Genomic DNA, 10534 nt, shown 5'->3' with positions numbered 1-10534 from the left:
CGTCTACGCCGATCCGCGCGCCGCAGCGCTCGGCCGGCGCGCGATCCTGCCGCGCGCCGCCGCCGAGGCGATCGGCGAAGCCGCGCTTCCCGCTTACGAGGCGCTGAGAATCGGCGTCGGCGCGCCGACGGGCGGCGTCGATTTCGCCTACGGCGACGCCTTCCCCCACGACGCCGACATGGATCTCTTCAACGGAATCGACTTCCACAAGGGCTGCTACGTCGGCCAGGAAGTCGTGTCGCGGATGAAGCACCGCGGCGAAGCGAGAAAGCGCGTCGTGCGGGTTCGCCTCGCCGGCGCGGCGCCGGCGCCCGGCACGCCGGTGACCGACGGCGCGCTCGCCGTCGGCGCGCTCGGCGCCGCGGCGGGCGACAAGGCGCTGGCGCTGCTGAGAATCGATCGCGCGGCGGACGCGCAGGCGGCGGGGCGGCCGCTCGAAGCCGCCGGCGTCACATTGACGGTGGAGGAAACGCCGGCCGCGTCGTGAACGGCGGCGGTCCTCTATGGCCTTGGGGCGGCGCGGCGGCTAGACTTGCCCGCCGTCCCGTAAGCGGCGCAGCGCGTCAGGCGGTTCGCCGCCGCGACGCGAGAGGGAGTCGGCCATGGTCGCCGGGTTTGGCATCGTCGCGATCGCGATCGCGCTGTTCGTCATCGTCACCGTCTTGATGGGCGTGCGGCAGGTGCCGCAAGGCTACAATTACACCGTCGAACGCTTCGGCCGCTACAACAAGACGCTGACGCCTGGCCTTGGCCTGATCATTCCCTATGTCGACAGCGTCGGCCGCAAGCTCAGCGTCATGGAGCAGGTCGTCGACGTGCCGAGCCAGGAGATCATCACCAAGGACAACGCCACGGTGACGGTCGACGGCGTCGCCTTCTACCAGGTGCTCGACGTGCGGCGGGCGTCCTACGAGGTCGCCAATCTCCAACAGGCGCTGCTCAACCTGGTGATGACCAACATCCGCACCGTCATGGGCTCGATGGACCTCGACCAGTTGCTGTCGCACCGCGACGAGATCAACGCCCGGCTGCTCGGCGTGATCGACGCGGCTTCCGAGCCGTGGGGCGTCAAGGTCACGCGCATCGAGATCAAGGACATCGAGCCGCCCAAGGACCTAGTCGAGGCGATGGGCCGCCAGATGAAGGCCGAGCGCGAGAAGCGCGCGGTGATCCTCGAGGCCGAGGGCATGCGCCAGTCCGACATCACCCGCGCCGAAGGGCGCAAGGCTGCGGTGATGCTGGAAGCCGAAGGGCGCAAGGAAGCGGCGTTCCGCGACGCCGAGGCGCGCGAGCGCACCGCCCAGGCCGAGGCGTTGGCGACGCGGGTGGTCAGCGAATCGACCGCCCACGGCGACGTTGCGGCGCTCAACTACCTGATCGCCGACAAATACGTGCGCGCGCTGCAGGCGTTCGCGCAGGCGCCCAACCAGAAGGTGTTCATCGTGCCGATGGAGCTGTCTTCGCTCGCCGGCACGCTCGGCGGCATTTCGCAGATCGCGGCGAGCGCCTTCGGCGAAGGCGCGGCGCGCGCCCCCGGACGCCCGGCGAGCGTGGTTCCCGACTCGCCGCCGCCCTCGCCGCCGGCGCCGGGGCAAGGCTAGGTCGTGACCGACCTCGACCTGTTCTCCATCCATCCCTACGTCGTCTGGCTGGTCGCCGGACTGGCGCTCTGCGCCGCCGAGACGTTCGTTCCCGGCGCCTTCCTGATCTGGATCGGCCTCGCGGCGGTCGCCCTTGGCGCAGTCGAATTCTTTGTCGCGATCGAACTGACGCCGGCGCTGCTGCTGTTCGCGGCGCTGGTCGTCGTCTTCGTCTTCATCGGCCGGCGGGTGTACGGCTCGCTCGATTCCGGCGCGCCGCAATTGCCGCTCAGCCGCGCCCATGCGCTGATCGGCAAGGAATTCTATCTCGACGAGGCGATCGAGCGCGGCTACGGCCGCATGCGCGTCGGCGACAGCCTGTGGCGGGTCGCCGGCGACGATCTGCCCAAAGGGGCGAAAGTGCGCGTCGTCGCCGTCGAGGACGGCGCGGAAGTCAAAGTGGTGAAGGCGTGAGCGGCGACGATCGCGCGCCGCGCTGAACGCTCGACGCCTCGCCGGCTTCTTCCTCTTGCCGTTGGCCCGCGGGCGGCGCTGGCAAAGCGCGCTGGCGCGCCGGGATTCGACCTGGGCTCGCGCTTCGCGTAACCATAGGCGTCGAACCGGACCGTAAACCGCAAAGGGTCCAGCGCTCATCGGCGGCTTAGGCCGCCGGCGCGTTGGAGGAGGAGGCCTCGGTGCGTGCGACGACCTTAGCGAATTTCGCAAAATTCTGGATGGCGACGCTCGTCCTCGCCGTCGTGCTCGCCGCCAGCGGCGCCGCAATGGCGGGAGAGAACGGCGAAGGGCACGCCAACGTCGGCGGCGCCGGCCCATCGGCGCCCGGGCCCGCCGGATCGACCAGCAGCGGCCCCGGTTTCGCGGTCGGCCCCGATGCGGCGTCCTCGGGCGCCTGCGACGTTGGGCCGTCGCTGCCGTCGCTGCCGACGTTCGGCGAGGCAGGCGATGACGTGAAGGCGCTGTCGCGCGCCACCGAGTCCTACATCCGCAATTGCGGCTGCGCGACCCAGGCTTGCATCGCCGATGCCCTCGACACTTACGCCGCAGCCCTCGCCCAGGTCGCGCCGCGCCTGCCGCCGCAGTTACAGGACGAGGCGAACGTCGTCGCCCAGGCGGCGCGACGGGTGCGCGCCGCGCGCACCAAGACCGAGGCGCTCCACGCGCTGCATGATGCGATCGCGATCATCCACAAGGATGTCGAGCTGGTCCGCGCCGAGGACCCCGACCATCCGCGTCTGACCCGTGGCGGCGACTTCGTCGCCGAAACGCTGAACGTCGCCAGCCTTGCGCTGGAGAAGGGCGGCGGGCTCTGAGGCCGCGCCCGGCGGCTTGACTTGGCCGTGTCGGAACGGCATCCGAGTTTCAGGGATGGCCGCCATGGACGCCTCGAACGGGACGACGCGAGTCGGCGCGACGCTCAGGCGTCGGGGGCTGTCGCTCGGTCTGTTCGCCGCCGCGCTCTGCCTCGTCGCGGCCGCGACCGCCTCAGCGGAAACCCGGGTGGCGCTGGTCATCGGCGAGGGCTTCTATCGCTCGGTTCCCGAGCTCGCCAATCCGCCCAACGACGCGCGCGACGTCGCCGATGCGCTGAAGGCGCTCGGCTTCGCCGTCACGCTCGGCGTCGATCTCGACCAGGCGCGGATGCAGCGGGCGATCGACGACTTCGCCCGCAGCGCCGCGACCGCCGACGTCTCGCTGTTCTATTACGGCGGCCACGGCCTGCAGGTCGCCGCCCACAATTACCTGATCCCGGTCGACGCCGAGCTGCGCAGCGTCGACGACATCGACAAGCGCACCATCCGTCTCGACTCGGTGCTCGAGGGGCTGGCGAAGGCGAATGGAATCCACCTCGTCTTCCTCGACGCCTGCCGCAACAATCCGCTCAAGGACCTCAACGTCGCCCTGCGCGCGTCGGGGCTGGCGCGGGTCGGCGACGCGGCGGGCTTCCTGATCGCTTTCGCCACCCAGCCCGACAACGTCGCCTACGACGGCGCCGGCCGCAACAGCCCGTTCGCGCGCGCGCTGCTCGGCCACGTCGCCGCGCCGGGGATCGACGTTTCCTCGATGATGATCGCGGTGCGTCGCGACGTCATCGCCGCCACCGGCGGCGCGCAGATCCCGTGGGAAAATTCGTCGCTGACGCGGCAGTTCTATTTCGCCGGCGAGTCGGCGGGCGATTCGTCGCCTGAGGGGTTGCTGTGGCGGCTCGCCGGCGGCGAGCGCGATCCCGCGCTGCTGTCGATCTATCTCGAACGCTATCCCGACGGCGCGCATGTCGCCGACGTCAGGACGCTGCTCGGCGAGATCGGCCCGTCGGCGAAACCGTCGGCGCCGTCGGCGCGCGCTGACGTCGAGGACCTGTTGTGGCGCCTGGCGCTGAGCGGGCGCGAAAGCCGGCTGCTCGAGCTCTATCTCGCGCGCTATCCCGCCGGGGCGCATGCGCGCGAAGCGCAGGCGCTGCTGACGAGCCTCGAGGACGCCGAGAGCGCCGCCGACGACCCCGGCCTCGTCTGCGAGCGCCTCGCGACCCATCCCCACGACGAGACCGCCTCGACGCCGGGCGTCGAGCTGCCGGCTTTGCGCGCCGACGCGGCGGCGGCGATCGGCGTCTGCGCGCAGGCGGCGGCGGCGCATCCCGAGATCGCCCATTACACCGCGCTGCTGGCGCGCGCCGAAGCCGCCGCCGGGCGCATGGACGAGGCCTACGCGCATTACCGCAAGGCCGCCGACGCCGGCGACGCGCGCGCGATGTACAGCCTCGGCCTGATGCTCGAGACCGGCGACCACGCGCCCAAGGACCTCAAGGCGGCCTATGCGCTCTACGAGAAGGCGGCCGATCGCGGCCTCGCCGACGGCGCGATCAATCTCGCCGTGGCGCTGGCCGAGGGCAAAGGCGTCGACAAGAACCTGCCGCGCGCCTACGCGCTGCTGACGCAGGCGTCGCAGACAGGTTCGGCGCGCGCGGCCTACGACCTTGCCGAATTCGCCGAGCACGGCTACGGCGGCAAGACGACGGACGCGCTCGATCTCTATCGGCGCGCCGCCGAACTCGGCTTCGCCAAGGGCCATCACACCGCCGCCGCGCTGCTCGACGAGGGGCGCGCCGGCGTAGCGAAGGATCCGGCGGCGGCGGCGGACGAACTGCTCAGCGCCGTTGCCGCCGATTCCGGCGAGTCGATCGCCGACCTCATCGGCAAGACGCAGAACTGGAGCCCGGCGACGGTCAAGGCGCTCGAGTCGCGGCTCGCCGCCGCCGGCTATTATTCCGGCCCGATCAACGGCAAAAGCGGCCCCGCGCTCGGGCCGGCGCTGCGCCAATGGCGCCTGCTCGGCGCGCCGGAGAAGACATGAGCGACGCTGGGATCGGAGATCTGCCATCCCGGCGTCTTGGCCGGGCTTGATCCGGCCATCCAGCAAGAGACGGCAGGCGCGACGCGATTAACGCTGCCGCGGCGCTTGGATGTCCGGGTCAAGCCCGGTCATGACGGCGCGATGATTTAGCGCCACGTCACGGCGCCGGGGTCAGGGCGTAGAGGCAGGTTTCCATCAGCGGGTCGGGGCGCGGCTTCGCTTCGGCGGTCGCGACGACGTCCTTCTTGGCCGACAGCATGCTGGGCGGGATGAGCTGGATGTTGGCGCCGATGCCGCGTCCCTGGCCGATGAGCTTGTCGCGCAGCGCGTATTCCTTGCCGAGGTCGCGCCGCTCGCCGTCGCTCGCCGCCAGCGCCGACTTCACCCGTTCGAGGAAGGGCGCCGTCTGGCGCGCCATGGCGAGGACGATCGTGTCGCCGGCGGGATCGACGGCGACGGGAATGTCGGCGTCGGCGACGGTGGCGAGATCGCGGATCGCGCCGGGCTTGGTCTCGTCGAAGGCGTAGAGCTTCGATTGCAGCAGTCCGCTATGGCCGACGCGGAACGTCGCCGCCGCGCCGACCGGCAGGCGGTCGTTGGGCGCGAGCGAGACGGCGAGCGGGCCTTCGCCAATGGTCGGAAAAGCCGGATCGGAAACCGCCACCTGCCACGAGCAGGCGAGGCGGCCCTCCGCGCCGCTTTCGCCCGCGGCGATCATCCACGCGAGCGGGCTCGCCGAGTCGGCGAGTTTCGGCGCGACGTCGGCGAGCGCGCGCGCGTCGACGCGGCCGATGAGCGGCCGATCGATCGGCGCGAGGCGATTGGCGAGCGCGGCGACCACCGATTCGGCGTCGGCGCGCGTCTTGGCCGCGACGACCCAGCGCACGCGGCTCGCGTCGGCGTAGGCGCGCAGACGATCGGCGAAGGCGGCGAAGTCGGAATCGCTGGCGAGCGCCAGCGGCGCAGCGCGCGCGGGCGCGGCAAACGCCGCGGCGGCGCACCAGGCGGCGAGGAGGAGAGCGATCGCGCGAGGGCGCCGATGGCGCCGGGGCGCTTCAGGTCGGACAGGCGCGCGCATCATTGGTCACCTTGAACTGGTAGCTGATCTCCGCGCCGACGCGGTCGGCGAGGAAGCTGGTCGTCGTCGTCAACACCGCTGCGCCGGCGAGGCCTTTGAGCGTCTTGCGCAGGTCGTCCTGCAGGGCGGTGATCGTGAGCGAGGGGTCGCGGCTGGCGACGACGAACAGCCGCACTTCGTCCTCGGTCGGTTCGATCGGGATCGCCGCGGTGAGGTCGATCTCGCCGCTCCCCTGCGGTGATGGGGCGAGCGAGCGGAAGTGTTCGGCGTCGAGGATGACGGGATCGGCGGCGCGCGAGACCGAGGCGATGAACAGGCGCGGCGGCCTGAGCGCGCTGGCGTAGGGCAGGCCGTCGCGCGCGGTGACGCGCAGCACCAGGGTCTCGCCGCCGACCACCATCGGCTGGCGCTGGTCGTCGAAGCAGGGGCCGAGCAATTGCAGCTTGTCGGCGCTCGCGTCGTAGCGCGCGCGCTGCGGCGCGGCATCGTCGGCGAGGCCGCGCGTCGCCGGGCCGACCGGCTCGAAGGCGAGCGCGATCGGCGCGTGCAGCCACGACATCCAGGCGACGACGACGACCGCAATTGCGACGAGCGCGGCGAAGGCGGCGAGCGCGCGCGCCGGCGTGACGATCTCGCGCATGGCGAAGGGGCCGAGCGCCGGCTCGACCGCGTCGAGCGTGGCGGCGAAGACGAATTCGATCTCGGCCCCGGCCGCGCGCGCTTCCTTGCGCAGCCGCTCGAGCGGCGCCGCCTCGGCGGTCTCGAGCGGGCGGCCGTCGATCGCGGTCGCCGGCAGCGCCACCACCATCTTGCGGCCTTCGAGCGCCTGGCGGTGCTGGACGATGTAGTCGCCGATCAGCGACAGCTTGCCGCGCAGGCCGCCGACCGGGCCGACCGCGACGGTCGGCGCGCCGGGAGCGTTGGGCAGCACGATTTCGCCGGTGGCGAAGACGACGCCCGCATCGCGGCCGAACGCCTGGCAGATCGCCGCCAGTGTCAGGCCGAGCCCGGCCGAGCGCGCGTTCTCGTCCGACAAGCGGCCAATCTGCAATTCGGAAATGCGCAGATTCCAGCGATTGACGTGGCCGTTGCTGCGGCTGAGCCACAGCCTGGCGCGTCGCGCCGCGACGAAGCGGGTCGCCGCCTCGCGCACCGTCTGGCCGATGCCGTAGAGGCCGAAGTCGAACAGCTCGGAGATCTGCGGCATCAGCTTGGCCGGATGCGGCTCGGGGGCGAAATCGCCGGCGATCGCTTCGAACAATTGCGCCCCTTCGCCGTTCGCGCCGACCAGGGGCACGAAGACGCGAGCGGTCACGGCTGGGCGTCCAGCAGTTCGATTTCGAGCCGGGTGAAGTCGGCGCGCGTCAGCGCGTCGGCGTCGAGCACGACATGCAGGCGGCCGTCGCGGTCGAACATGCCTTCGATCTGCATCGCGTCGCCGAGGCGCACCCTGACCCCGCGCTGAGCGTAGGCGCTGAGGCCGACGACGCCCTGGGCCTGCAGCGTCAGCACCTTGGCCTCGTCGCCTTCGTGCTCCAGCCGCGCCAGCACCAGCCCGTCGCCGCTCAGGATCCCGGCGGCGGGGAAGCGCCATTCGTCGGGCCCCTTGGCCGCCAGGGCGGCGAAGGTCGAGACCGGCCGCGCGCGTTCGCCGGCGCGATCGAGATCGTTGAGCGCGATCGCCGTCTGGGTCGTGACGCGCAGGGTCCGCAAAAACCGCGCCGCGTCGCGAGAATCGAAGTCCTCCACGTAAGCGGCGAGATCGCCGTCGAAATCGGCTTTGACCCGGCGGCGCAGGAACAGGCTCTCGCCCAGCGCCTCGTTCAGCGTCCGTCCCGCCATGATCGCCGCCAGCAGGTCGCCCTCAGGCGGGGCGATCGCGCCCGCCTCGACCGCCGCGGCGAGATAGGGCGCGGCCTCCTGCTGGGTCATCAGCGGACCGTCCGCCTCGTCGGCGATCTCGGCCGCCTGGGTCGCTTCGACCGTTTCGAACGACAGCAGATAGGTCTGGTCCTGGCCGGCGACGCGCGAGACGATCGCAGCGCCGAGCGGCGTGGCGACGAAGGCCTTGCCGGTCTTCGCGCCCGGAACCGGCGCGGCGGCGAAGGCGGCCTCGATCTCTTCGTCGCTGGGGCGGCGGCCGAGCTTGTCGCCCATCTTCGCCTTCAGCGCCTTGAGGAAGCCGTTGGCCGCCTTGAGCGTGTTGACGCCGGCGGCGTCGTCGCCGACCAGCCATTCCTTGGGGCATAAGCCCAGCCGCAGCGTTTCGGCGTAAGGGCGGTTGGCGGCGTCGAGGCATTTGAGGATGCGGTTCGACAGTTCGAACAGTTCGCTGGTCTCGCGGAAGCGGCGCCGGCGCGCCGGGCCGCCGACCAGCGCCTTCCAGGTCGACAGCGCTTCGTCGCGCGGCGGCGGGGCGATCGGGCCGGCGGCGCGGGTGGCGATCAGCGCGGCGAGATTGTCGGCCGAGGTCGGCTCGTCGCGTCGCGCGGCGATCGGCCGGTCGAGCACGCGGTCGAAATAGAATTCCGCCGCCTCCTCGACGCCGTCGGGCGGCGGATAGGCCCAGACGCCGACCAGCCCCTCGGAATAGCGCTTGTTGACGGTCAGCAGCCGGCGCACCCGCTCGTAGAGATGGAACGGCTTGACGACGACGGTCTGTTCGGCCTCGCCGAGCGTGTCGTTGCCGTTGGCGAGATTGGCCAGATGCCCGGCGAAATAGGCGACGATGTCGCGCCCCGACTTTGCCGCCCGCTGAGCGCCCATGATCGCTTGTTCCGCTCGTCAGCCCGTCGCCGGCGGCGTCGACCCGCTCGCCCGAAGCGGCATTATCAGCCGGATCGGCCGGTTGACAAGCCGACGGACCCGCGGCGCGCGCTGGCGCTGGTTGACGAATGGTGATTGCATGCGGCCGTTTTGAAAAGGGGATTCGCCGCGGATGGGTAACGACGACGCGCTGGCCCTGGCCGTGACGCTGCTGACGCGCGCGCCGCTGTTCGACGGCCACAACGACCTCGCCTGGACGATCCGGATCGACAAGCATGCGCGCGGCGACGTCCACGCCTACGACCTGACCCGCGTCCATCCCGAGAGCGACACCGACATCCCGCGCCTGCGCGAGGGCAAGGTCGGGGCCCAGTTCTGGGCGGCGTTCCAGCCGACCAGCGCGCCGCATCCCGCGCGCACCGCGCTCGAACAGATCGACCTCATCCGTCGCGTCGAGGCGGCGTATCCCGACGTCTTCTATCCCGCGCGCTCGGCCGCCGATTTCGCCCGCGCGCAGCGGGCGGGCAAGATCGCCTCCTACATCGTCGTCGAAGGCGGCGTCGGGCTGGAGAATGCGCTCGCGCCGCTCAGGCTGTGGCACGCGGCGGGGGCGCGGATGCTGATCCCCTGCCACAACGAGACGCTCGATTGGGTCGATTCGGCGACCGACGCGCCGCGCCACGGCGGCTTCAACGCCTTCGGCCGCGCGGTGATCGGCGAAGCCAATCGGCTCGGCATGATCGTCGACGGCGCGCACGTTTCGCACGACGGCATCCGCCGCCTGCTCGACGTTTCCGAGGCGCCGATCCTGCTGTCGCACTCCAACGCCTTCGCTTTGTGCGACCATCCGCGCAACGCGCCCGACGACGTGCTGAAGCGGCTGAAGGCGAACGGCGGCGCCGTGCTCGCGACCTTCGTGCCGGGCTTCGTGTCGCAGGCCTTGCGCAACTGGCTCAGAGGCTCGCTCGATTCCCACGGCAAGGCGCCGATGGTCGCCGACGTCAAAGGGCGCATCGCCGCGCTCGAAGCGCGCAACGGCCCGGCGCCGCGCGTGACGCTCGCCGAGGTCGCCGATCAGATCGTCTATCTCGTCGAGACGGCGGGGATCGACCACGTCGGGATCGGCTCCGACTTCTACGGCGGCGCCCAGCCGCAGGGGCTCGAGCATGTCGGCTGCTTCCCGCATCTCTTCGCCGAGCTGATCCGCCGCGGCTTCTCCGAACGCGACCTCGAAAAGATCGCCCACCGCAACCTGCTGCGCGTCATGCGCAAGGTCGAGCTGGTCGGCGAAGCGCTGCGGGAAGCGCGCGAACCGGCGGTCGGCAGGATCGAGGATTATCCGGGGCCGTGAGGCCGCCCTCATCCGGCGACTTCGCCGGCGCTTCTCCCGCGAGCGTGAGAAGGGCTTGACCGTCAAGCGGCGCGTCAAGTTTTGTCAAGTTTCGTCAAGCGATGTCAAGGCGCGTCAAGCTTCTTGAGACGGATTGCATTTACGAATCAAAAGCTTGATGCGCGTCAAGGGTGGCTAAGGCGATGGACAGGCGCCAACCGTCGGCCGCGCGACGCCATCGCGCTTCCTCGCCGAAAGGCGCTCTCCGCCATCAGGTTGAGCCTGGCCCGCAGCCGCTTACGGGCCCTCGCGCAGCGGCGGCTGGCGGCCGAAGGCGAGGGGAGGGCTGTTTCGGTCACGGTCCGACTCCTTCGGCGCGCGCGGCGGGCGGATCGCCGGGCTGGTTATGAT

General features: G+C 71.1%; 9 protein-coding genes. 6 read left to right on the top strand and 3 right to left on the bottom strand.

Annotation, left to right across the window (positions count from 1 at the left end; all coding sequences use genetic code 11):
• The 5 genes from ygfZ to ABSF49_RS18070 form a co-directional block, all read left to right on the top strand.
• Positions 1-487, top strand: a 487-nt coding sequence (gene ygfZ / locus ABSF49_RS18090; RefSeq protein WP_490363331.1) for a CAF17-like 4Fe-4S cluster assembly/insertion protein YgfZ, incomplete at its 5' end; no start/stop codon positions are given.
• Positions 488-602: 115 nt separating this feature from the next.
• Entirely contained in the window at positions 603-1601 is a 999-nt protein-coding gene (locus ABSF49_RS18085; RefSeq protein ID WP_424114040.1) for an SPFH domain-containing protein, read from the top strand.
• A gap of 3 nt (positions 1602-1604) precedes the next feature.
• On the top strand, positions 1605-2054 hold the full coding sequence (locus ABSF49_RS18080; protein WP_424114039.1) for an NfeD family protein: 450 nt from the start codon (positions 1605-1607) through the stop codon (positions 2052-2054).
• A 221-nt stretch (positions 2055-2275) separates the two neighbouring features.
• Positions 2276-2911, top strand: coding sequence for a hypothetical protein (locus tag ABSF49_RS18075; protein WP_424114038.1), 636 nt, complete (start codon positions 2276-2278; stop codon positions 2909-2911).
• Between the two features lie 64 nt (positions 2912-2975).
• On the top strand, positions 2976-4949 hold the full coding sequence (locus ABSF49_RS18070) for a caspase family protein (protein ID WP_424114037.1): 1974 nt from the start codon (positions 2976-2978) through the stop codon (positions 4947-4949).
• Between the two features lie 157 nt (positions 4950-5106).
• Here the strand turns inward: ABSF49_RS18070 and ABSF49_RS18065 are convergent, their stop codons facing one another.
• From ABSF49_RS18065 to ABSF49_RS18055, 3 genes are read right to left on the bottom strand one after another with little or no spacing between them, the layout of a single operon-like run.
• Positions 5107-6027, bottom strand: coding sequence for a hypothetical protein (locus tag ABSF49_RS18065; protein WP_424114036.1), 921 nt, complete (start codon positions 6025-6027; stop codon positions 5107-5109).
• Entirely contained in the window at positions 6005-7342 is a 1338-nt protein-coding gene (locus tag ABSF49_RS18060; protein ID WP_424114035.1) for a hypothetical protein, read from the bottom strand. Before ABSF49_RS18060 ends, ABSF49_RS18065 begins: the two co-directional genes overlap by 23 nt.
• On the bottom strand, positions 7339-8793 hold the full coding sequence (locus ABSF49_RS18055; RefSeq protein ID WP_424114034.1) for a hypothetical protein: 1455 nt from the start codon (positions 8791-8793) through the stop codon (positions 7339-7341). The genes ABSF49_RS18060 and ABSF49_RS18055 overlap by 4 nt, the downstream gene beginning before the upstream one ends.
• Positions 8794-8965: 172 nt before the next feature.
• Between ABSF49_RS18055 and ABSF49_RS18050 the strand changes: the two genes are divergently transcribed.
• Positions 8966-10144, top strand: coding sequence for a dipeptidase (locus ABSF49_RS18050; RefSeq protein ID WP_424114033.1), 1179 nt, complete (start codon positions 8966-8968; stop codon positions 10142-10144).
• Positions 10145-10534: the final 390 nt, after the last annotated feature.

It is taken from the genome of Roseiarcus sp., assembly GCF_049514155.1.
Lineage (GTDB): Bacteria > Pseudomonadota > Alphaproteobacteria > Rhizobiales > Beijerinckiaceae > Roseiarcus.
The sequence above is the reverse complement of the archived record's forward strand: the minus strand, read 5'-3'. Positions and strand labels throughout refer to the sequence as shown.

Coding starts and splice junctions, on each gene's coding strand:
- ABSF49_RS18085 (WP_424114040.1), top strand. CDS start 603: ATGGTCGCCGGGTTTGGCATCGTCGCGATCGCGATCGCGCTGTTCGTC.
- ABSF49_RS18070 (WP_424114037.1), top strand. CDS start 2,976: ATGGACGCCTCGAACGGGACGACGCGAGTCGGCGCGACGCTCAGGCGT.
- ABSF49_RS18065 (WP_424114036.1), bottom strand. CDS start 6,027: ATGCGCGCGCCTGTCCGACCTGAAGCGCCCCGGCGCCATCGGCGCCCT.
- ABSF49_RS18055 (WP_424114034.1), bottom strand. CDS start 8,793: ATGGGCGCTCAGCGGGCGGCAAAGTCGGGGCGCGACATCGTCGCCTAT.
- ABSF49_RS18050 (WP_424114033.1), top strand. CDS start 8,966: ATGGGTAACGACGACGCGCTGGCCCTGGCCGTGACGCTGCTGACGCGC.